Source organism: Flavobacterium cerinum (genome assembly GCF_004028155.1).
Classification (GTDB): domain Bacteria; phylum Bacteroidota; class Bacteroidia; order Flavobacteriales; family Flavobacteriaceae; genus Flavobacterium; species Flavobacterium cerinum.
This window is the reverse complement of the sequence record NZ_SBII01000005.1, coordinates 175,127-196,399: the sequence shown is the minus strand read 5'-3', so window position 1 is coordinate 196,399 and position 21,273 is coordinate 175,127. Positions and strand designations below refer to the sequence as shown.

Sequence of the window (21,273 nt, the reverse complement as noted above, 5' to 3'; positions counted from 1 at the left end):
ACATCAAAGAAAACAAAGTGCATTTCAAAAGGGTATTATATTCAGTAGTGATTGTTATAACTATAGCCACTGGTCTTTTTGTACGGATCAAACAGGCATGGTTTCCTAATATAGTAAATTTGTATCTGGGTGATATGCTTTACGCTTTTATGGTATATTACATTGTTAGTTGTATCGCCATCAATAAAAACCTGATCTTACGAAGTATGATAGCACTATTATTTTGTTATTGTATCGAAATAAGCCAATTGTATCAGGCAGGCTGGATAAATGAGATCAGGCAGACTATCCCCGGGAAGCTTATATTAGGTTCCGGTTTTTTGTGGAGTGATCTACTTGCCTGTTTTTTAGGCATACTGGCAGTAGTATTGGTCGATAATTTATGGTTTTCAAGACATAAAATCTAAGAGTAAATCTCGCTTAAAATCGTTACTTTTGCATACTTAATTACTACAATGGATATCCACAAATATATAAGCCAGTTAAACGAGGCACAGCAGGCTCCAACGCTGCAAAAAGACGGCCCAATGATTGTTATTGCAGGTGCAGGCTCTGGTAAAACCAGGGTACTTACCATACGTATTGCTTACCTTATGAGCCAGGGTGTCGATGCTTTTAACATTCTTTCGCTAACCTTTACCAATAAGGCTGCTAAGGAAATGAAAAAACGTATCTCCGATATTGTGGGTAATTCTGAGGCTAAAAACCTATGGATGGGAACATTTCACTCGGTTTTTGCTAAGATCCTGCGTGTTGAGGCCGATAAGCTTGGATATCCGTCAAATTTTTCTATCTACGATAGCCAGGATAGTGCGCGCCTTATAGGCTCTATTATAAAAGAAAAACAGCTCGATAAAGACGTTTATAAACCCAAACAGGTATTAAGTAGGATATCATCTTATAAAAACAGCCTTATTACAGTAAAGGCCTACTACAATAACGCTGAGCTTCAGGAAGCCGATGCAATGTCTAAAAAACCGCGTCTGGGTGAAATATATGAAGCATATGTAGACCGTTGCTTTAAAGCCGGAGCAATGGACTTTGATGATCTTTTACTGCGAACTAACGAACTTTTAAATCGTTTCCCTGATGTATTAATGAAGTATCAGGATCGTTTCCGTTATATATTGGTAGATGAGTACCAGGATACTAACCACTCCCAGTATCTTATCGTTAGAGCATTATCAGACAGGTTCCAAAATATCTGCGTGGTAGGGGATGATGCTCAGAGTATCTATGCTTTTAGGGGCGCAAACATCAATAACATCCTGAATTTCCAGAAAGATTACGACAATGTACAAATGTATCGCCTTGAACAAAACTACCGTTCGTCAAAAAACATAGTTGAGGCAGCAAATGCTATTATAGATAATAACAAGACAAAGCTTGATAAAGTTGTTTGGACTGCCAATCATGATGGAGCCAAAATAAAAGTACACAGAAGTCTTACTGATGGTGAAGAAGGCCGTTTTGTAGCGAGTACCATTTTTGAAGAAAAAATGCAAAACCAGCTAACAAACGGACAGTTTGCAATTTTATACCGAACGAATGCACAATCACGTGCTATGGAGGATGCCCTTCGTAAACGTGATATTCCGTACCGTATTTATGGCGGACTCTCTTTCTACCAAAGAAAAGAGATCAAAGATGTGCTATACTATTTAAGGCTCATTATAAACCCGAAAGATGAAGAAGCCCTGATAAGGGTTATCAATTATCCTGCACGTGGTATTGGTGACAGTACTGTAGAAAAACTTACGGTCGCAGCAAATCACTATAAGCGTTCAATCTTTGAGGTAATGGAAAACATTGACAGGATTGACCTGAAGCTAAATTCCGGAACCAAAAACAAGCTTCATGATTTTGTAAGCATGATAAAAAGTTTTCAGGTGATCAATGAAAGCCAGGATGCATTTTACCTTGCCGAACATGTTACCAAGAAAACAGGGCTTATACAGGAACTAAAGAAAGATGCTACACCCGAAGGTATAGCACGTATCGAAAATATAGAAGAATTACTAAACGGTATCAGGGACTTTATCGAAGGGCAAAAGGAAGTAGATGGAGCACGTGGCGCATTATCCGAATTTATGGAAGATGTTGCCCTGGCTACCGATCTTGATAAAGATACAGGAGATGACGATCGCGTGGCATTGATGACCATCCACCTTGCAAAAGGATTGGAGTTTCCACATGTATTTATCGTAGGTATGGAAGAAGACCTGTTCCCAAGTGCCATGAGTTTAAACACCCGCAGCGAACTGGAAGAGGAGCGAAGATTATTCTATGTAGCACTAACCCGTGCTGAGCATCAGGCGTATCTTACTTATGCCCAATCCCGATACCGCTGGGGCAAGCTCGTAGATAGCGAACCTTCCCGTTTTATTGAAGAAATTACCGATAAATATCTGGAATACCTTACACCAACTGAAACCAATTATCGTTATAAACCGATGATTGATACCGATGTTTTTGGTGATGTAGACAAATCTAAACTAAGACAGGCAAAACCAGTAAGTACTACACCGCCAAAATGGGTAACTGATAACGATCCAAAACCGGAGTCAAGCGTACGCAGGTTAAAACCAATAGAAGGCAGAGCACCTGTAAGCAGTTCATCCATGCCCGAAAGTAAGTTAGTACCAGGTAATGTGGTTATGCATGAACGTTTTGGTAAAGGGCAGGTGGTAAGCCTTGAAGGAGTAGGAGCCGATAAAAAAGCCGAAATACGCTTTGATGTAGGCGGACTTAAAAAGCTTTTGCTACGCTTTGCAAAGCTGGATATACTGGAATAAATTATACTTTTCAATATAAAAATAACCCGCAACAAGTATAAAACTTATTGCGGGTTATTTACTTTATTACTTTAAATTATAATTTCTTAAAGCGTTCACCAAGAGCAATAGCATAACCCTGATCAAAAGCCAATGTTACTTCTATACGATCATATTTACCAACCATATCGCCTTTCCATCCGGATTCGCCATTGCTGCCATATTTCAAGATGAGAACTACCTGATAGTTTTTATTGGTTTCACTGGTTCGTTTTTGGATAACGCCCTTTGCATCCGTTTGTATCCAATACTCAACAGGATAAGCCTTAACTCCATGTACCTGAAACAAACCCGAACCATCTTTATTTATCTCTACGACAGGCTCTTTGGTTTTTTCGTATTTATAGTATCCTAAAATTTCTTCAGGAAATGCCTTGGTACCATAGTAGGTATTCCCGTCAATTGTAAATTGTTCAACTTTTTGAGCAGATGCTGTTAGAAATGAAACTGCACATACTATTACTGTGAGTACTTGTTTAATTTTCATTGTCCTGTATTTGAATTTAAGTAAAGGTAATAGAGTAGTATAACTCAAAATATACCCATTAATAGGTATATTTCAATTGATTTTAAACCACTTAATGTTTAAGTATGCTTTAACATTACTATTCATACACTATTTGTAACTTTAACAATTCAAATGCAAACTACCCAATCATGTCCCAATTCATAAAAATATACCCTGAAAACCCTAACGAAAAGGAAATTGCCAAAGTGGTAAAGATCCTTCGTGATGGCGGAATTATCATCTACCCAACCGATACGGTATATGGTTTGGGCTGCGATATTACCAATACCAAAGCACTGGAACGTATTGCCAAAATAAAGGGGATTAAACTTGAAAAAGCTAATTTTTCTTTTGTGTGTAGTGATTTGAGTAACATATCCGATTATGTGAAGCAGATAGACACCAGTACCTTTAAAATATTAAAACGATCGTTACCGGGACCTTATACTTTTATCTTACCGGGAAATAACAACCTTCCAAAAGAGTTTAAGAAGAAAACTACTGTAGGTATCCGTGTACCCGATAACAATATCGCCTTAGAAATTGTTAGACAATTGGGCAACCCAATTGTGTCTACCTCAATATACGATGAAGATGCGGTATTGGAATACTCTACCGATCCGGAACTTATATTTGAAAAATGGCAGAACCTTGTTGATGTAGTTATAGATGGAGGATATGGTGATAATTATGCTTCTACCATTATAGATCTTTCAGGTCCGGAACCTGTAGTGATCAGAGAAGGTAAAGGTGACCCTGATGTTTTTTGATGCAACGTCATCTCATTTCGACAATAGGAGAAATCTTAAGAAGATTAAGATTCGATTAAGTTACACTTTTATTGAAACCACAAATAATATGTAAGAAAGGCTTCCAATTTTGGAAGCCTTTCTTATTTAGAATAAACTAACTATGCGTTCTCAGTCTTTAATAAACTGATAATTTGTTCTGCGAGTTCAGTACCAATACGATCCTGTGCTTCTAATGTAGCAGCACCAATATGGGGGGTAAGTGAAACTTTAGGATTCATTAATACCTGTATTGCCGGCTTAGGTTCTTCTTCAAATACATCAAGACCTGCAAAGGCAACTTTATTCGAATCTAAAGCATCTACTAAAGCAACTTCATCAATAACACCACCACGTGATGCATTAATAATGCCTACTCCGTCTTTCATGGCTGCCAATTCTTCAGCACCAATAACATAACCACCATCCTGAGCAGGTACGTGAAGCGTGATAAAATCGGCATGTTTAAAAATGTCTTCCATAGGCTCAGTAGCTATTTCAACATTAATAAACTGTCCGTTATAAAAATCAACTCTTATTTCACCGTGACCTACAAACTTATCTGAAGCAATAACACGCATACCTAATCCAAGCGCTATTCGTGCTACTGATTTTCCTATCTTTCCAAACCCGATGATACCTAATGTTTTACCACGAAGTTCAATACCGTTAGCATAAGCCTTTTTAAGTCCTTCAAAATTAGTATCGCCTTCAAGAGGCATATTCCTGTTCGAATCATAAAGAAAACGTACACCGCTAAACAAGTGCGCAAATACCAATTCTGCCACAGAATCTGATGATGAAGCCGGTGTATTGATTACGTGAATACCTTTTTCACGAGCATACTCTACATCAATGTTATCCATACCCACACCACCACGACCAATAATCTTAAGGCTTGGGCAGCTGTCAATAATATCTTCGCGCACTTTAGTAGCACTGCGCACTAATAAAACACTTATATGATTTGCATTTATATAATTAGCCACCTGTTCCTGGGCAACTTTTGTTGTAATTACTTCAAATCCGCCTTCTTCAAGTGCTTTTATACCACTTTTAGAAATACCATCATTTGCTAATACTTTCATTTTTTTGATTTAAAAATTTAATGATTGAAAGATTCAATCGTAATTATTTAAGATACTCCTTTTAAAAAAGAGTGAAGCTAATGTCAACTGCTACTGTTTACTGACTACTTCTTTCAAGTTCTTTCATTACATCTACTAAAACCTGTACACTTTCTATAGGCATAGCATTGTAAATAGAAGCGCGGTAACCACCTACAGAACGGTGTCCCGGAAGGCCACTGATTCCTGCTGCTTTCCAAAGTTTGTCAAACTGCTCAGTGTGTGCTTCGTCTTTAAGAAGGAAGGTAACGTTCATGCGGGAACGATCTTTAGTTTTTGCCGTACCTGAAAATAAAGGATTACGATCTATTTCAGCATAAAGCAAAGCTGCTTTATCATTATTTCTTTTCTCCATGGCATCGATACCACCATTGTTCTTAAGCCATTGCAGAGTAAGATAAGAGGTATACACCGCAAATACAGAAGGTGTATTGTACATACTCTCTTTATCAATATGCTGTTTGTAATCCAGTATAGATGGAATTACTCTGCCTGTATGGCCAAGTATGCTTTCTTTTACAACAATAAGAGTTGTACCTGCCGGACCCATATTTTTTTGTGCTCCTGCATAGATAAGATCAAACTTTGAGAAATCTAAATTGCGGGAAAATATATCAGAGCTCATATCACATACTACCGGTATAGTGGTTTCCGGGAACGAATGCATCTGGGTGCCAAAGATCGTGTTGTTGCTCGTGCAGTGAAAATAGTCAGCATCTGCAGGAACAGTATAGTCTTTAGGAATATAACTGTAATTATCAGCTTTAGACGATCCTATTACATTAGTATCACCAAATTGCCTTGCTTCTTTAATAGCTCCGGCGGCCCATGTTCCTGTATCCAGGTAAGCGGCTTTACCATGCATCTTCATAAGGTTATAAGGTACTCTTAAAAATTCAAGGCTCGCTCCACCCGATAGGAACAATGCCTGGTAGCCTTTACCTTCAAGCCCCATAAGCTCTAATACTAAAGCTCTTGCTTCTTCCATAACAGCAACAAAATCTTTACTGCGGTGGGATATTTCAAGTATGGATAGGCCGGAATTATTAAAATCTAATACAGCCTGTGCTGCTTTCTCGAATACTTCCTGTGGCAGGATAGATGGGCCTGCGCTGAAATTGTGTTTTTTCATTGAATGAGATGAATTTTGGTACTGCAAATTTCCTAATTATGTACCGATAAACAGCTAAAATATTATAAATAATTCTGCTATATTTTTGATAAAAATGCAATTGTATCCACATTATCTGCATAATCTAACAGTCCTGGTTTTTGCGTTTGTCCAAAAGCGATACTGTCATCCGTAAGTTGATTACTCACAATACACTGAATTTGTTCATGTTCTGTTCTTAAACGTTCCTTTAATTGTTCCAGATCGTCATAGAATTCATAAAACACGCTCGATATTGGAGAAGCATGGCTGGTATCTTCTTTTAAAGTCAGGAATTCGTTGTCCAGCAGCTTAAAATTGCTCATCAGGAAAACAGCCTTGTTGTAGTCATAATTGTTAGCATATTTCTCATAAAAGATAACATCTTTATATTCGAATATGGCTTCAAAAAACACTTTGAAATCATAACCTTTTGGTACAAAAAGTTTAGATACATTACGGCATCCCAAACCAAAGTATCGGAAGATATCTTCACCCAGAGCTATAAGGTCTTCTTTTGTTTCTTTACCGGTAAGTATAGCAACAGAATTCCTGTTTTTTCGAATAATAGACGGCTTGTCTTTAAAATAATATTCAAAATAACGCGCTGTATTATTACTTCCTGTAGCTATAACAGCATCAAAACCTTCCAATTTACCTTCAGTGAAAATAATGTTGTTATTGAATTTTGGTTCAACAGCAATTAAGTATTTGGCTAAAAAGGGTAGGAGGTGCTGATCATTAGATGATGTTTTAACCAATGCTTTGTGCCCTGTAATAAGTACCGACAGAAAATCATGAAAACCAACTAACGGGATATTCCCCGCGAGGATTAACCCTACTTTTTTAGATTCAATTTCATTCAGGTTGTAATTCTCAAGCCACTTGTCAAGGTTTTCACGCGTTAGTGCATCTGCCCATGATTGTAGAGCAAAAAACACCTGTTCGTCTGTATACCAGCCATTATGCGATCTGGAAAGCTCTATAAGAGCAAGCATATCATTATAAAACGAATCGTTGAGCGGAACGTTTTCCTGTTGCTGGCTGTTGTCTAATTTAAACTGGCTTAAAAATTTGCCAAGGGCTATGAAGGCTGATTTTCTTTCGGCTAAAGTCATTCTGAATTTGCTTATGAATAGATTTGGGTGTAATTTTGTTGCAAATTTACGTTATTAATACTAAAATAAGCTATGGCGATCATTATAACAGACGAATGTATTAACTGCGGGGCTTGCGAGCCCGAGTGTCCTAATACTGCTATCTATGAAGGGGCCGATGACTGGAGGTATAAAGACGGTACAAAACTTCGTGGAAGAATTGTACTACCAAACGGTGAAGAGGTTGATTCCGATGACCCAAATACTCCAATATCTGACGATATATACTATATAGTGCCCGATAAATGTACAGAATGTAAAGGTTTTCACGATGAGCCGCAATGCGCTGCCGTTTGTCCGGTAGACTGCTGTATTCCTGACGACAACCACGTGGAAAGTGAAGAAACACTGCTAAACAGACAAGCCTTCTTACACGGAGACGATTAATGAAAAAAGCCTGAAGATATCTTCAGGCTTTTTCTTTTTCATGGCAATTCCATTTTTATTTTTTAACTAACGAATAAGTTTCAACAATCAAACCGCTTCCGTTATCATCATACGTTTCAACAACCAGATTTCCATCAGCATCAAAGTGAGCTAAAGACGTCTTACCATTATATTTAAATATATAATTATTGTTTGACGCTTTTCTCATTGTCCCGTAATTCACATTATCAGGAGAAGCAACTCTATATCCTCCGGCTCTGTCGGTTACAAATTGGTAATTCTGTCCATTCATCATGTAAAAACTTGATCTGTCAATTTCTGCAACAGTTGTACCATTTGCTGTAATCGTAGTTTGTGAGTTTACCTGAACCGGTGTAGGCATTACATCTTTATTCAGTTTTTTTGAATCGGCATCTTTAAATTCTAATTGCTGCTCGGCATCGGTTTTTGTTGTTTTTACAATTTTATCTACTTTCTGACCATTATTTACAGTAACAGTAGTTGTCTTTGTTTCTTTCGTTACGTTTTTGATCTGCGCACTAAGGCTAAATGTAAAAACCAGTAGTGCAGTTGTTAGTAAGGCCTTTTTCATAATTTAGTTGTTTTAGGTTTAAACATATAAAGTTACTTGCATAATGTTAAATGAATCTGTAAGAAAACATAAAGTATTGATAAATATCGATTTGCAATTTTAAAAGCAATAATTATATAAACTCTTTATAGTTCTCCATTATCTTTAACATTCTCCAGCAATGCGACTTTGTAACTCCAATCGAAAACCCTATATTTGCACCCTTAAAAAAACAGTTAATTAAATGAAAGCAGGTATAGTAGGATTACCCAATGTGGGAAAATCAACACTTTTTAATTGTTTGTCCAACGCCAAAGCGCAGAGTGCAAACTTTCCATTTTGTACTATTGAGCCCAATATCGGGGTTGTAAATGTTCCTGATCCAAGGCTTGAAAAACTGGAGGAACTTGTTAATCCTGAGCGTGTAATGCCTGCAACTGTAGATATCGTTGATATCGCCGGTCTTGTAAAAGGTGCAAGTAAAGGTGAAGGATTAGGCAACCAGTTCCTGGGTAACATCAGGGAGTGTAATGCTATCATCCATGTACTTCGCTGCTTTGATAATGATAATATCATTCACGTTGACGGAAATGTAAATCCTATCCGTGACAAAGAAACTATTGATATAGAACTTCAGCTAAAAGACCTTGAGACTGTTGAAAAACGTCTTGAAAAAGTTAGAAGAGCTGCAAAAACAGGAAATAAAGAAGCACAGACTGAAGAAGCTTTGCTTGACAGGATAAGAGAAACATTGCTTCAGGCAAAATCTGCAAGAACTGTAGAACCTAAAAACAATGATGAAGTAGAATTAATGGAAAGTTTCCAATTGATCACTACAAAACCTGTACTTTATGTTTGTAACGTAGACGAAGGTGCTGCTGCAACAGGTAATGCTTATGTAGAACAGGTTCGTGAACTGGTTAAAGATGAAAATGCAGAAGTAATTGTACTTGCTGTAGGTACTGAAGCGGATATCACAGAACTTGAAACCTACGAGGAGCGCCAAATGTTTCTTGAAGACCTTGGTCTTAAAGAACCGGGAGCTTCTTTATTGATCCGTTCGGCTTACAAACTACTTAAACTGCAAACGTATTTTACAGCAGGTGTTAAAGAAGTTAGAGCATGGACTATTAATGTTGGAGATACTGCACCACAAGCTGCAGGAGTTATACACACTGATTTTGAAAAAGGATTTATCCGTGCAGAGGTTATCGCTTATGATGATTATGTAGCTTTCGGATCGGAAGCTAAAGTAAAAGAAGCTGGTAAACTTCGTGTAGAAGGAAAAGAATATATCGTTAAAGATGGTGATGTAATGCACTTTAGATTTAACGTATAATCAGTATTTATATTTAGTACTGAAAAATTAGAAAATAAAGCCTGCTGGACAATATCCAGCAGGCTTTTCTGGTATATTTGCGTAAATATTATCTTATGAAAAAATGTTTGCTTTTTATACTTACAGGATTCCTTTTTGCATCATGCAAAGAAACTGCAAAAGGAGAAACTGATTTTTTTTTTGATAACCCTCAACCCATAAACGATTCAGAACTTTCCACCATACCTACTAAATATAGAGGACAATACAATCAGGAAAATCAAACAACTCTTTACATAACCGATTATATTATTTTTAAAGAGTCAACTATGGCATATCATAAATCCGGAATTGATTCGATTGGAACTTTAAAAAATGGAAAGTTTACCACTAATGATAATAGTGAAACATTCACTGCTGAACAAAAAGGAGATTCCGTTTATTTAAAAATGTTTAGAGATACACTTTTTTCTTTTTCACCAAGACAGAAAGCAAAACACATTAATGGACAAATAGTACTAAGCTATAAAGATTCAATTTCATGGTATATTAAAATTCTCTCTTTAGAAAAGGACAGCCTGAAAATTAAATTTTTAATGTCGCGTAATGATTATACTAAATTAAAACCATTAGTAACGAATATCAAAATAAATTCAGACACCACAATTGTTAATATAAATCCAACGCGTAGAGAGTTTCGAAAAATACTTAAAACGAAAGATTTAGGTTATGATATGAAATATAAAAAAGTAAAATAGTTTATTTGTATTTTAGCTTGGTAACCAAAAAACACACCATGAAATTATTAGCCTTTGCAGGAAGCAGCAGTAAACATTCAATCAATAAAAAACTGGTTGCTTATGCCGCAGGATTATTTGAAGATGTCGAAATAGAGATTATCGACCTTAATGACTACGAGCTGCCTTTATTCAGTGTAGACAAAGAAAAGCTTATTGGCGCACCTCCTGTAGCGCGTTTATTTCTTGATAAAATAGAAGCCGCAAACATACTTGTAATCTCTGTAGCCGAACACAATGCCGGATTAACGGTTGCTTTTAAAAACATATACGACTGGGCTTCACGCCAGAAAAAACTAGTATTCAACAACACACCATTACTATTACTTTCCACATCGCCAGGTAAGCGTGGTGGTGCAAGCTCACTTGAAGCTGCAAAAATAAGCCTTCAATGGTATGGTGGAAATATTAAAGCAACTTTCTCATTACCAAGTTTTGAAGAAAATTTTGATAAAGAAAACAGTAAAATTTCAAATATAGAATACGATACTGCGTTAAGAGAAATTATAAGAAATTTCGACTATGAACAAAAAGCTTAAGCAGTTTTTAAAATTTACAGGAAGATTTATCCTTAGCATTGGTGCATTTATCGTTTTATACCTGCTTGCAGCGTTTATACTGGCGCATATCCCTGTAAACTCCAATCCCGAAAAGAGCAATGATGTAACTATTTACATAAACTCTAACGGGGTACATACCGATATTTTAGTTCCAATAAAAAACGATACAAAAGACTGGACCAGAGACATATTATTCAGCCATACAAAATCCAAAGACAGTATTATGAAGTTTGTAGCCTTTGGATGGGGCGATAAAGGTTTTTATCTTGAAACCCCACAGTGGAGCGATCTTAAAGCCAGTACGGCTTTAAAAGCAGCTTTTCATCTGGGTACATCGGCTATGCATACAAGGTTTTACTACAAAGTAAAAGAAGACAATGAATGCGTAAAAGTCACGATCAGTAAAAAAGATTATAAAAACCTCGTTAAATACATAGAAGACAGCTTTGCACTTGACACTAACAACAAATTGCAATGGATACCTAACCAAAGTTATGGACAGTATGATGCTTTCTATGAAGCCAATAGAAAATACAGCTTGTTTTATACCTGTAATACCTGGGCTAACAACGCACTCAAGGCAGCCAACCAAAAAGCTTCGTTATGGACACCTTATGACAAGGGGATATTTTATCATTACCGATGATTTAGCCACTTAGCGTCTAAACGACTAAGTAACTCAGTCATTAAGAAATTAAAAAATGGCAAGATTATTGGATATTCTTCTGCATGAAAAATATCTCCCATACAATCAGTATATTACTTTTATTCATGTCATTTACCATTTCGGTAAATGCTCAGGATTATACAAAAGTAGATGCCATGGTTAAAAATTATCCAAAAACATTTTCGTCACCCGATAAGTTTGCCGAACAGGTGGGTAAAGACTTTAAGCGCGATGATGAAAAAGCACGCGCCATATTCACCTGGATTGCTGTTAATATAAAATACGATCTTCCTGCTTATGGTGTAAATGAAAGGCCAGCTGCCTTTTCATTCAGGACGCAGGAAGAAAAAGAAGCCAAACAGAAAAAATTCAAAGAAGACCTTGCCGCTAAAACCCTGAAATCTAAAAAAGGGGTTTGCCAGGGCTATGCAACCTTATTTGCTGTTGTGGCAGAGAAGGTAGGGTTAGAGTCCGAAATTGTTCCGGGAACATCTAAATCACACCCTATGCATATTGGTAAAGGTCCGGGAGCTAACGATCACGCCTGGAATCTAGTAAAAATTAACAACGAGTGGAAACTTGTTGATGCCACATGGGGTGCAGGAACAGTAACCGGAGCCAAACCTGAGTTTGTCTTTAAATTCAACGACAAGTACTTTTTCACCGATCCGGATGTATTTTTCCTCAACCATTTTCCGGATGATAAAAAGTGGCTGTTAACACAAAAAACAGAACAGGATTTTGCAAATTTACCTTTGTATTACGGTACTTATTTAATGGATGGTTATGAGTTTTTAAGTCCGAAAAAAGGAACAATACAAGTCTCAAAACCAGTTAGTGTAGCATTTAATGTCAGGAATATTAAACCAGGTGATAAAGTACATTACGCTTTTAGCAAAGACAAGGTATTTAAAGAAGCTGAACTGAAACAAAATGGAGATACAACTGAGTTTATTGTGCCGGTAGATGGCAAATCGAACGGGACACTTACCATTTACATCAATCAAAGATCAGTAGTAACTTATAAGATAAATACGACATAAATTAACGGCCTCAAAAAAGAGCCTGATTATTGATCGAGTATTGATAAATTTCTGCAATCCGGCTTTCATTTTTTAAGTAGAAATGGTACATTAGCAGAAAATCCTTAAATTTTATGCTGGAGCAGAATCAGTACACTGAAGACAACATCCGTTCACTTGACTGGAAGGAGCACATCCGTATGCGTCCGGGTATGTACATCGGTAAGCTGGGTGATGGATCGTCTCCCGATGACGGTATCTATATCCTTATAAAAGAGGTTATTGACAACTGTATTGACGAATTTGTGATGGGTACCGGCAAAACAATTGAAGTTACCCTAAAAGATAAAACTGTTAGCGTTCGAGACTTTGGCCGTGGTATTCCACTGGGTAAAGTAGTTGATGTAGTTTCTAAAATGAATACCGGTGGTAAATACGACTCCAAAGCGTTCAAGAAATCTGTAGGTTTGAATGGTGTGGGTACAAAGGCAGTTAATGCCCTATCCAATTATTTCCGTGTAGAATCGGTAAGGGATAATATGATTAAAGCAGCTGAATTTTCTGCCGGTGAGCTTACCCTTGAAGAAGACCAGATAGAAACCACAAAGCGTAAAGGAACGAAGGTAACCTTTATTGCAGATGAAGCTATTTTTAAGAACTACAAGTACAGGACTGAGTATATAATTAAAATGCTTAAAAACTATTGTTACCTGAACACAGGGCTGACAATAATTTTTAACGGTGAAAAATATTTTAGCGAAGATGGACTTAAAGATCTTCTTGGCGAAACAATTACTGAAGACGACAGGATCTATCCGATTATCCATTTAAAGGATGAGGACATCGAGATTGCCATGACACACAGTAAAACCCAATACAGCGAGGAATACTACTCCTTCGTGAACGGGCAGAACACTACACAGGGTGGTACACACTTAGGAGCTTTCCGTGAGGCAATTGTAAGAACGATCAAAGAATTTTACAATAAAAACTTTGAAGCTTCAGATATCCGTAAATCTATTGTTAGTGCAATTAGCGTTAAAGTAGAGGAACCTGTATTTGAGTCACAGACCAAAACCAAATTAGGTTCTACCGATATGGGACCGGAAGGGCCAAGCGTAAGAACATTTGTAAATGACTTTGTTAAGAATAAACTTGATAACTTTTTACACCGTAATCCTGATGTAGCTGAAGCTTTGCTTCGAAAAATACTACAGGCAGAACGTGAACGTAAAGAACTTTCCGGTATCCGTAAACTGGCAAGAGACAGGGCAAAAAAATCCAGCCTTCACAACAAAAAACTGCGTGACTGCCGTGTTCACCTTACCGATGCTAAAAATCCGAGAAGCTTAGAAAGTACCCTTTTTATTACTGAGGGGGATTCGGCTTCAGGATCAATTACCAAATCGAGAGATGTTAACACCCAAGCCGTTTTCAGTCTTAGGGGTAAGCCTTTAAACTCGTACGGTATGAGCAAAAAGATCGTTTATGAAAATGAAGAATTCAACCTGCTGCAGGCAGCCTTGGATATCGAAGATGAAATGGAGAACCTGCGCTACAATAACATTGTGATCGCTACCGATGCCGACGTTGATGGTATGCACATCCGTTTGCTGCTTATCACGTTCTTCCTTCAGTTCTTCCCTGAACTTATAAAAGAAAACCACCTGTATATTTTACAGACACCGTTGTTCAGGGTACGTAATAAAAAGGAAACAATATATTGCTACTCTGACCAGGAACGCCGTGACGCCATAGAAAAACTGAAAGGTAAACCTGAGCTAACCCGATTCAAGGGATTAGGAGAGATATCACCTGACGAGTTCAAACACTTTATCGGTCAGGACATTCGTTTAGATCCTGTATTGATGGACAAGGCTACACCAGTAGAAACATTATTGGAATTCTATATGGGTAAAAACACACCGGACAGACAGGAATTCATTATCAACAACCTTAAAGTAGAACTTGATGTTGTCAAAGAAGAATAGTTAACTATCAGGCTATTACAGATATTAAAAAAGAATAATTTCAAATACAATTTGAAAGGAGATACATGGACGAAGAAAACTTAGAGCCTATAGAAGGCGGACATTTTTACGATAAGAACGAAAATTCAGAAGGAGGCGATACGATTACCAAGGTAACCGGTATGTACAAAGACTGGTTTCTGGATTACGCGTCTTATGTTATCCTGGAACGTGCTGTTCCCGCCATTGAGGATGGTTTTAAACCCGTTCAGCGAAGGATCATGCACTCGCTTAAAGAACTTGACGATGGCCGTTACAACAAGGTAGCCAACGTTGTAGGACACACCATGCAGTACCACCCGCACGGTGATGCGAGTATTGGTGATGCGATGGTACAAATTGGCCAGAAAGAACTTCTTATCGACACTCAGGGTAACTGGGGTAATATCCTTACAGGAGACGGTGCTGCAGCTTCTCGTTATATTGAGGCACGTCTGTCTAAATTTGCTTTAGAAGTTTTATACAGTCCAAAGATTACACCTTGGCAGTCATCTTATGACGGCAGGCGTAATGAACCTATTAACCTTCCTGTAAAATTCCCATTGCTATTAGCACAGGGAGCAGAGGGTATTGCTGTTGGACTTTCTACTAAAGTACTGCCACATAACTTTATAGAGCTTATTGATGCGTCTATTAAAATATTAAAGAACAAACCTTTTACAATATACCCTGATTTTCCTACCGCAGGTATTGCTGATGTTTCGGCATATAATGACGGTATGAGGGGCGGGCGTGTTCGTGTCCGTGCAAAAATTGGACAACTGGACAAAAGTACACTTGTAATTACACAAATTCCTTTCAGCACCAATACAACTACGTTGATTGACAGTATACTGAAAGCCAACGAAAAGGGTAAAATTAAGATTCGTAAGATCGAAGACAATACCGCAGCAGATGTAGAGATTTTAATCCATCTTCCGGCAGGTGTTTCACCTGATAAAACAATTGATGCCTTGTTTGCTTTTACAGCATGCGAAACCTCGGTTGCACCTCTAGGATGTGTTATTGAAGATAATAAACCTTTATTTGTGGGAGTTACCCATATGCTTAAAATATCTACCCAAAGAACTGTAGATCTTTTAAAGAGAGAATTAGAAATACAGCTTGACGAGCTTGAAGAACAATGGCATTTCCAGTCGTTAGAGCGTATATTCATAGAAAACAGGATTTACCGTGCTATTGAGGAAGAAGAAACATGGGAAGGTGTTATAAAAGCAATTGATGAAGGCCTAAAACCTTTTATAACCCATCTTAGACGTGATGTAACTGAAGAAGATATTATCCGTTTAACGGAAATCCGAATTAAGCGTATCTCTAAATTTGATATTGACAAAGCCGAAGAAAAGATAGAAGCTTTAGAAGGTGAAATTGCACAGGTAAAACATCATTTAGACAATATTATTGAATTTGCTATTGCTTATTTCCAGAACCTAAAAGACAAATACGGTAAAGGACGCGAACGTAAAACTGAACTTAGAAGCTTTGATAATATTGAAGCAACAAAAGTAGTATTACGTAATACCAAACTATACGTTAACCGTGAGGAAGGCTTCGTTGGTACAGGTTTAAAGAAGGACGAATATGTTGCCGATTGTTCTGATATCGATGATGTTATTGTATTCCTGCGTAATGGTACCATGATGATTACTAAGGTAGATGTAAAAACCTTTGTGGGCAAAGATATCATTCATGTTGCCGTATTCGATAAAAACGACAAACGCACCATTTATAACATGATCTACCGTGACGGTAAATCAGGACCATCATATATTAAAAGGTTTAACGTATCCGGGGTTACCCGTGATAAACCGTATGACCTTACTGCGGGCACGAAAGACTCGATGGTATTGTATTTCTCACACAATCCTAACGGAGAGGCCGAGGTCATTACAATACTACTGCGTCAGGTAGGCAGCGTTAAAAAACTGAAATTCGACCTTGATTTTGCTGCTATGGCTATTAAAGGCCGTGCATCAAAAGGAAACCTGGTAACCAAATATCCGATCAAGAAAATTGAGCTTAAAGAAAAAGGAATCTCTACACTTAAACCAAGAAGGGTATGGTTTGATGATACCGTTCACCGCCTCAATGTAGATGGCAGGGGAGAACTGTTAGGTGAATTCCGCCCTAATGACAGACTACTTATTATAAACCAGTCCGGGAAACTAAAAACTATAGTTCCGGAACTCACTACGCATTTTGAAGAAGGTATGATCGTATTGGAGAAATGGGTACCTAATAAGCCAATCTCAGCAATTTACTTTGATGGTGAAAAAGAACGTTACTTTATAAAACGATTCCTTGTAGAAAGCGAGAACAAAGAAGAAACGTTTATTACGGAACACCCAAAATCACAGTTGGAAATAGTATCTACCGATTATCGCCCTGTAGCTGAAGTAGTATATGCTAAAGTAAAGGGAGTTCAGAAAGAGAACCAGGAAATAGACCTTGAAAACTTTATAGCTGTAAAAGGTATAAAGGCTTTAGGAAACCAACTTACAGCTGATAAGATAAAACAAATAAATCTTCTTGAGTCATTGCCGTTTGAACCACCAGTAGAAGAAATTCCGGAAGAAATGGAAGTAACAGGCGATACTGATGTCTCTGATGAAAACATGACCCTGGATGATGATGGACAAATAACATTATCCTTAGATTAAAATAAAAAACTCCCGGTTAAACCGGGAGTTTTTTATTGCTTTTCATTTAAAATTCTTAATGCAATTTCCGCAACACCAAGATCAATATCCGGAGTTTCACCTTCTTGAGGTTCATTTAATATCCAGGCAGCTGAAAGTCCGCACCAGGCTATTATCCATCTCAAAAGATGTTTAGTATCCAGATCAGCTTCTTTACTTACAATCTGTAAACGTTCCATAAATCTACCGGGAGCTAAAGCTGTTTCTTTGTCGGGGTTGCAAAAGATATTTGCATAATCAAACGCACGCTCGCCAATAAGGCACTTAGGATCTATTACGACCCATCCCGAAGTATTAGAATAAAGTACATTTTGATGATGCAGGTCACCATGCAAAACAGCAGTATCATTTTGATTATCCAGAATGTCCCTGGCAATAACAGCACATTCCTGTATAATACCTCTATATTTAACAGCAGCTGGCCATAAATCCTTAAACCACGTTTCAAGTGTTGTAATTCCTAATGGATGTTCTTTTTTAATGGTATACAGCTTTTTTGCTACAGAACATATAATACATGTTGCTTCGTTATCCCTGTTTTGCTTAACCATATCTACTAAAGAGATATGATCACCTGATATTCTTTCTAATAATAATGCATTATCATCGTACTCCAACACTTTTGCAGCACCATTTCCATCCCACCAAACCATCAAAAGCGAACTTTTTCGTTCTTCGGCTTCCATTGGTATTTTTATCATGGCAGGTGTATCTTTATAAATTACCGGCTGCAACAAACTGCAATAAGTAAAAAAGCTATCCCCGTCTGGGGATAGCTTCCATAATTTGGTATATTTTTTAAGATATTCAGTAGCTATATTTTTATCCGATTCATTCATCAAAAAAAGTTTTACGGCTATAAGAATTCTTTTTATTTCTTCTTTCTCATTTTCATGTTAATAAACTCTACTGCCAATGAGAATGCAATAGCAAAATAAAGATACCCTTTAGGTACTGCGCCTACATGCTGACCCGCAAGCTGAGCTTCTGAAAGGTGCATGCTTTCTGTAATAAGCATAAAGCCTATCAGAATAAGGAAAGCAAGTCCTAAGATTTGTATTGATGGGTTAGCATTAACAAAGTTACCTACCGGTACGGCAAACAACATCATAACCCCCACAGAGATCACTACCGCAGTAATCATAATTATCAAAGCACCTTCAATACCATTTGTCATACCTACAGCCGTTAGAATAGAATCTACAGAGAAAATAATGTCAATTAACAATATCTGAATGATAACACTTGAAAATGATTTTTTAGCAACACTGCCAAGCGTATGTTCTTCTTCACCTTTATGATCAACTTTTTCGTGAATTTCTTTTGTACTCTTATAAATAAGAAACAATCCTCCAAGTAATAATATCAATGCCTGACCTGTAAAATGCCCACTGAACCAGCCAAAATCAAAGCTGAACAAAGGTTCTTTCATTGCAATCAGCAATGTGATACCAAATAAAAGGCCAATACGCATAAACATGGCAAGGAATAAACCTATTCTTGTCGCTTTTTTGCGTTCTTCGGGAGGTAATTTACCTGTTACAATAGAGATAAAGATAATATTATCTATACCTAATACTATTTCAAGAAACGTTAGGGTTACAAGGGCAACCCAGGCATCGGGATTTAAAAAAACGTCAAACATTGAGTTTATTTTTTAGTTGAGTTTGGTTACAGTTCCTTTTTGTTTATGTGTATCTCCTACAATGGAGAACTCAAAGGTATATGAATTTTCTTTAGTAGTCAAAATTTTCATTTGTACAGCCTTTTTTTCCTGCATATTTTTAGGATGGATCTTCTCTAAAATATATTCACAGTCATTAACCCAACGTATTGTTGAAGTATCTGTTTTACCTTCAAATGTTTCAATTTCAAGATCTTTTGTACGCTCAAAAACGGTGGTTTTCTTCACACCATCAATTTCAAATTCAAAACTGAATTTTCCGGTTTTAAAATCTTTACAATTGCGTTCCTGTTGATAACAGGAAGCTAATAAAAGCACAACAGGTATAAGTAGTAACTTTTTCATCATTTGGTTTTATTTATGCAGATCACTAGGATCACGTTTTGCTTTTTCTTCGGCAAACTTAATTTTATTATACTCTTCCGACTGGTTTTTAGGTACAGAAAGGCTTTGCCAAGGCGATTGCTTTAATTGTTTGGCATAAAAAACGATCTGACCAATATGATAAGGGTAATGTGCCAGCTGCCTGTTTATTGCTTCAATTACCGTCTGACCTTCACCTCTAATATAAATTGTATCGCTAAGGTTTTCAACAGTAAGACTGTCTAACGTATTGAAAAGACAATCCCAACCTTTTTTCCATTCACTTAGTAAAGTGTCTTTATCTGTATAAGCCTCGGGATTTGCAAATTCACCATCACGGTTACGCGATTCTTTTTCCCCGTCGGTAGTTAAAAAGTCGGTAAATCGGGATAGCATATTACCATGTAGGTGTTTTACAATATTCGCAATACTATTCGTATCTTCATTTGTAGAGATGAAAAATTGTTCTTCATTAAGCTGGTCCATTGCTTTTTCTGCAATACCCTTGTAGTAAAGAAATTGCTTTTTTATACTTGCAAGATAATTTTCGCTAACACTCATAACTTTATTTTTCTTTATCAAAAAGGCTGTTCATAATGGTTTTCAGGCCTTTAAACATTAATAACATAGCAAGTATGCACAATACAATACCAATTCCTAGTACAGGTATAAACAAAAAGTGTTTTTCATTTTTAAAAGAACTGTGTATTACAACAGGACCTATAAAGAACAAAGGCAATGCTCCGCTAAGGTAACGTATACCTTTTGCCAGTATTTTTTTATCTGTTGCCATATGCTTCTATTGCTTTCCTAACGTTTTTATGTTCCTCTAAAAGGGCAGATGCTACTTCTTGGGAAACATTTATTTCATCCATTATCATTCTTACGCCACGGTCAACCAGTTTGTGGTTACTTAGCTGCATATCAACCATTTTATTACCCTTTACACGACCTAACTGTATCATCGTCGCGGTAGAGATCATGTTCAATACCAGTTTTTGAGCAGTACCGGCTTTCATTCTCGAACTTCCGGTAACAAATTCCGGCCCCACAACAACCTCAATCGGGAATTGCGCAACAGCAGCTAATGGACTACCCTCATTACATGTAATGCACCCGGTAAGAATACTGTTTTGATTACATTTTTCGAGTCCGCCAATAACATAAGGAGTTGTACCTGATGCTGCAATGCCTACAACAACATCTTTACTGTTCACATTATACTCCGATAAATCCTTCCAGGCTTGTTCGCTATCATCTTCAGCAAATTCTACAGCTCTTCTTATAGCAGTGTCACCACCGGCAATAAGTCCGATAACAAGGTCAAAAGGTACTCCAAAAGTAGGAGGGCATTCCGAAGCATCCACAATGCCAAGGCGTCCGCTGGTTCCTGCTCCAATATAAAATAAGCGTCCACCATCTTTTAAACGGTCAACAACTCTTTTTACAAGGCTTTCAATCTGCGGAAGCGCTTTCTCAATAGCTAAGGGTACAGTTTTATCTTCGTTATTTATATTCTGAAGCAAATCTGTTATCGACATCTTTTCAAGATGCTCATATTTAGAACTTTGTTCGGTGATTCTTGTAAAAGACATTCTAATAAACTTTTAA

The 21,273-nt window shown here is 37.2% G+C and carries 22 protein-coding genes; 11 read left to right on the top strand and 11 right to left on the bottom strand.

The genetic code is table 11. The annotated features are described in order from the left end of the window. The first annotated feature begins 17 nt into the window (after positions 1–17). Positions 18–407 carry a ribosomal maturation YjgA family protein gene (locus EPI11_RS09535; RefSeq protein WP_206619106.1) on the top strand — a complete coding sequence of 130 codons (390 nt, stop codon included), beginning with the start codon at positions 18–20 and terminating at the stop codon, positions 405–407. Between the two features lie 54 nt (positions 408–461). Further along, on the top strand, positions 462–2,795 hold the full coding sequence (locus EPI11_RS09530; RefSeq protein WP_128389831.1) for an ATP-dependent helicase: 2,334 nt from the start codon (positions 462–464) through the stop codon (positions 2,793–2,795). Positions 2,796–2,871: 76 nt separating this feature from the next. Here EPI11_RS09530 and EPI11_RS09525 read toward each other — a convergent pair whose 3' ends face one another. Then, positions 2,872–3,321 (bottom strand): hypothetical protein, encoded by a 450-nt coding sequence (locus EPI11_RS09525; RefSeq protein WP_128389734.1) that lies wholly within the window; start codon positions 3,319–3,321, stop codon positions 2,872–2,874. 170 nt (positions 3,322–3,491) lie between these two features. Here EPI11_RS09525 and EPI11_RS09520 point away from each other — a divergent pair, with 170 nt between their 5' ends. Next, the gene (locus EPI11_RS09520) at positions 3,492–4,112 is read left to right on the top strand and encodes an L-threonylcarbamoyladenylate synthase (RefSeq protein ID WP_128389733.1); all 621 of its coding nucleotides are present in this window, start codon (positions 3,492–3,494) and stop codon (positions 4,110–4,112) included. Between the two features lie 140 nt (positions 4,113–4,252). Here EPI11_RS09520 and EPI11_RS09515 read toward each other — a convergent pair whose 3' ends face one another. From EPI11_RS09515 to EPI11_RS09505, 3 genes are all read right to left on the bottom strand, one after another. Continuing rightward, positions 4,253–5,218, bottom strand: coding sequence for a D-2-hydroxyacid dehydrogenase (locus EPI11_RS09515; protein ID WP_128389732.1), 966 nt, complete (start codon positions 5,216–5,218; stop codon positions 4,253–4,255). Between the two features lie 97 nt (positions 5,219–5,315). Further along, on the bottom strand, positions 5,316–6,389 hold the full coding sequence (serC, locus tag EPI11_RS09510; RefSeq protein WP_128389731.1) for a 3-phosphoserine/phosphohydroxythreonine transaminase: 1,074 nt from the start codon (positions 6,387–6,389) through the stop codon (positions 5,316–5,318). 77 nt (positions 6,390–6,466) lie between these two features. Further along, complete coding sequence (locus EPI11_RS09505) at positions 6,467–7,525, bottom strand: acyl-CoA reductase (protein ID WP_128389730.1); 1,059 nt, start codon at positions 7,523–7,525, stop codon at positions 6,467–6,469. 72 nt (positions 7,526–7,597) lie between these two features. Between EPI11_RS09505 and EPI11_RS09500 the strand changes: the two genes are divergently transcribed. Further along, positions 7,598–7,951 carry a 4Fe-4S dicluster domain-containing protein gene (locus EPI11_RS09500; protein ID WP_128389729.1) on the top strand — a complete coding sequence of 118 codons (354 nt, stop codon included), beginning with the start codon at positions 7,598–7,600 and terminating at the stop codon, positions 7,949–7,951. A 55-nt stretch (positions 7,952–8,006) separates the two neighbouring features. On the opposite strand, the gene EPI11_RS09495 is transcribed toward EPI11_RS09500, so the two are convergent. Then, positions 8,007–8,543: a hypothetical protein gene (locus EPI11_RS09495; protein WP_128389728.1), complete on the bottom strand. Its 537-nt coding sequence runs from the start codon at positions 8,541–8,543 to the stop codon at positions 8,007–8,009. A gap of 223 nt (positions 8,544–8,766) precedes the next feature. Between EPI11_RS09495 and ychF the strand changes: the two genes are divergently transcribed. The 7 genes from ychF (at position 8,767) to EPI11_RS09460 (ending at position 17,576) form a co-directional block, all read left to right on the top strand. Continuing rightward, complete coding sequence (gene ychF / locus EPI11_RS09490) at positions 8,767–9,861, top strand: redox-regulated ATPase YchF (RefSeq protein ID WP_128389727.1); 1,095 nt, start codon at positions 8,767–8,769, stop codon at positions 9,859–9,861. Between the two features lie 95 nt (positions 9,862–9,956). Further along, complete coding sequence (locus EPI11_RS09485; protein WP_128389726.1) at positions 9,957–10,598, top strand: hypothetical protein; 642 nt, start codon at positions 9,957–9,959, stop codon at positions 10,596–10,598. Positions 10,599–10,636: 38 nt separating this feature from the next. Then, positions 10,637–11,176, top strand: a complete 540-nt coding sequence (locus EPI11_RS09480) for an NADPH-dependent FMN reductase (RefSeq protein ID WP_128389725.1) — start codon at positions 10,637–10,639, stop codon at positions 11,174–11,176. Beyond that, entirely contained in the window at positions 11,160–11,843 is a 684-nt protein-coding gene (locus EPI11_RS09475) for a TIGR02117 family protein (protein ID WP_128389724.1), read from the top strand. Before EPI11_RS09480 ends, EPI11_RS09475 begins: the two co-directional genes overlap by 17 nt. Before the next feature lie 83 nt (positions 11,844–11,926). Next, on the top strand, positions 11,927–12,907 hold the full coding sequence (locus tag EPI11_RS09470; RefSeq protein ID WP_128389723.1) for a transglutaminase domain-containing protein: 981 nt from the start codon (positions 11,927–11,929) through the stop codon (positions 12,905–12,907). A gap of 113 nt (positions 12,908–13,020) precedes the next feature. Then, positions 13,021–14,877: a DNA topoisomerase IV subunit B gene (locus tag EPI11_RS09465; protein WP_128389722.1), complete on the top strand. Its 1,857-nt coding sequence runs from the start codon at positions 13,021–13,023 to the stop codon at positions 14,875–14,877. A 65-nt stretch (positions 14,878–14,942) separates the two neighbouring features. Then, on the top strand, positions 14,943–17,576 hold the full coding sequence (locus EPI11_RS09460; protein ID WP_128389721.1) for a DNA gyrase/topoisomerase IV subunit A: 2,634 nt from the start codon (positions 14,943–14,945) through the stop codon (positions 17,574–17,576). Positions 17,577–17,608: 32 nt separating this feature from the next. Here EPI11_RS09460 and EPI11_RS09455 read toward each other — a convergent pair whose 3' ends face one another. From EPI11_RS09455 to murQ, 6 genes are read right to left on the bottom strand one after another with little or no spacing between them, the layout of a single operon-like run. Then, positions 17,609–18,454: an aminoglycoside phosphotransferase family protein gene (locus tag EPI11_RS09455; protein WP_128389720.1), complete on the bottom strand. Its 846-nt coding sequence runs from the start codon at positions 18,452–18,454 to the stop codon at positions 17,609–17,611. Positions 18,455–18,486: 32 nt separating this feature from the next. Next, complete coding sequence (locus EPI11_RS09450; protein ID WP_128389719.1) at positions 18,487–19,260, bottom strand: TerC family protein; 774 nt, start codon at positions 19,258–19,260, stop codon at positions 18,487–18,489. 12 nt (positions 19,261–19,272) lie between these two features. Beyond that, positions 19,273–19,644, bottom strand: a complete 372-nt coding sequence (locus tag EPI11_RS09445) for a DNA topoisomerase IV (protein WP_128389718.1) — start codon at positions 19,642–19,644, stop codon at positions 19,273–19,275. 9 nt (positions 19,645–19,653) lie between these two features. Next, entirely contained in the window at positions 19,654–20,223 is a 570-nt protein-coding gene (locus tag EPI11_RS09440) for a DUF1572 family protein (RefSeq protein WP_128389717.1), read from the bottom strand. A gap of 4 nt (positions 20,224–20,227) precedes the next feature. Beyond that, positions 20,228–20,455 (bottom strand): DUF6095 family protein, encoded by a 228-nt coding sequence (locus EPI11_RS09435; RefSeq protein WP_128389716.1) that lies wholly within the window; start codon positions 20,453–20,455, stop codon positions 20,228–20,230. Further along, a complete protein-coding gene (gene murQ, locus EPI11_RS09430; RefSeq protein ID WP_128389715.1) occupies positions 20,442–21,257 on the bottom strand; it encodes an N-acetylmuramic acid 6-phosphate etherase in 816 nt (271 codons plus the stop codon). The genes EPI11_RS09435 and murQ overlap by 14 nt, the downstream gene beginning before the upstream one ends. Positions 21,258–21,273: the final 16 nt, after the last annotated feature.

Excerpts from the sequence above, each read along its gene's own strand:
- EPI11_RS09525 (WP_128389734.1), bottom strand. The coding sequence starts at position 3,321 with ATGAAAATTAAACAAGTACTCACAGTAATAGTATGTGCAGTTTCATTT.
- EPI11_RS09520 (WP_128389733.1), top strand. The coding sequence starts at position 3,492 with ATGTCCCAATTCATAAAAATATACCCTGAAAACCCTAACGAAAAGGAA.
- EPI11_RS09515 (WP_128389732.1), bottom strand. The coding sequence starts at position 5,218 with ATGAAAGTATTAGCAAATGATGGTATTTCTAAAAGTGGTATAAAAGCA.
- serC (WP_128389731.1), bottom strand. The coding sequence starts at position 6,389 with ATGAAAAAACACAATTTCAGCGCAGGCCCATCTATCCTGCCACAGGAA.
- EPI11_RS09505 (WP_128389730.1), bottom strand. The coding sequence starts at position 7,525 with ATGACTTTAGCCGAAAGAAAATCAGCCTTCATAGCCCTTGGCAAATTT.
- EPI11_RS09500 (WP_128389729.1), top strand. The coding sequence starts at position 7,598 with ATGGCGATCATTATAACAGACGAATGTATTAACTGCGGGGCTTGCGAG.
- EPI11_RS09495 (WP_128389728.1), bottom strand. The coding sequence starts at position 8,543 with ATGAAAAAGGCCTTACTAACAACTGCACTACTGGTTTTTACATTTAGC.
- ychF (WP_128389727.1), top strand. The coding sequence starts at position 8,767 with ATGAAAGCAGGTATAGTAGGATTACCCAATGTGGGAAAATCAACACTT.
- EPI11_RS09485 (WP_128389726.1), top strand. The coding sequence starts at position 9,957 with ATGAAAAAATGTTTGCTTTTTATACTTACAGGATTCCTTTTTGCATCA.
- EPI11_RS09480 (WP_128389725.1), top strand. The coding sequence starts at position 10,637 with ATGAAATTATTAGCCTTTGCAGGAAGCAGCAGTAAACATTCAATCAAT.
- EPI11_RS09475 (WP_128389724.1), top strand. The coding sequence starts at position 11,160 with ATGAACAAAAAGCTTAAGCAGTTTTTAAAATTTACAGGAAGATTTATC.
- EPI11_RS09470 (WP_128389723.1), top strand. The coding sequence starts at position 11,927 with ATGAAAAATATCTCCCATACAATCAGTATATTACTTTTATTCATGTCA.
- EPI11_RS09465 (WP_128389722.1), top strand. The coding sequence starts at position 13,021 with ATGCTGGAGCAGAATCAGTACACTGAAGACAACATCCGTTCACTTGAC.
- EPI11_RS09460 (WP_128389721.1), top strand. The coding sequence starts at position 14,943 with ATGGACGAAGAAAACTTAGAGCCTATAGAAGGCGGACATTTTTACGAT.
- EPI11_RS09455 (WP_128389720.1), bottom strand. The coding sequence starts at position 18,454 with ATGAATGAATCGGATAAAAATATAGCTACTGAATATCTTAAAAAATAT.
- EPI11_RS09450 (WP_128389719.1), bottom strand. The coding sequence starts at position 19,260 with ATGTTTGACGTTTTTTTAAATCCCGATGCCTGGGTTGCCCTTGTAACC.
- EPI11_RS09445 (WP_128389718.1), bottom strand. The coding sequence starts at position 19,644 with ATGAAAAAGTTACTACTTATACCTGTTGTGCTTTTATTAGCTTCCTGT.
- EPI11_RS09440 (WP_128389717.1), bottom strand. The coding sequence starts at position 20,223 with ATGAGTGTTAGCGAAAATTATCTTGCAAGTATAAAAAAGCAATTTCTT.
- EPI11_RS09435 (WP_128389716.1), bottom strand. The coding sequence starts at position 20,455 with ATGGCAACAGATAAAAAAATACTGGCAAAAGGTATACGTTACCTTAGC.
- murQ (WP_128389715.1), bottom strand. The coding sequence starts at position 21,257 with ATGTCTTTTACAAGAATCACCGAACAAAGTTCTAAATATGAGCATCTT.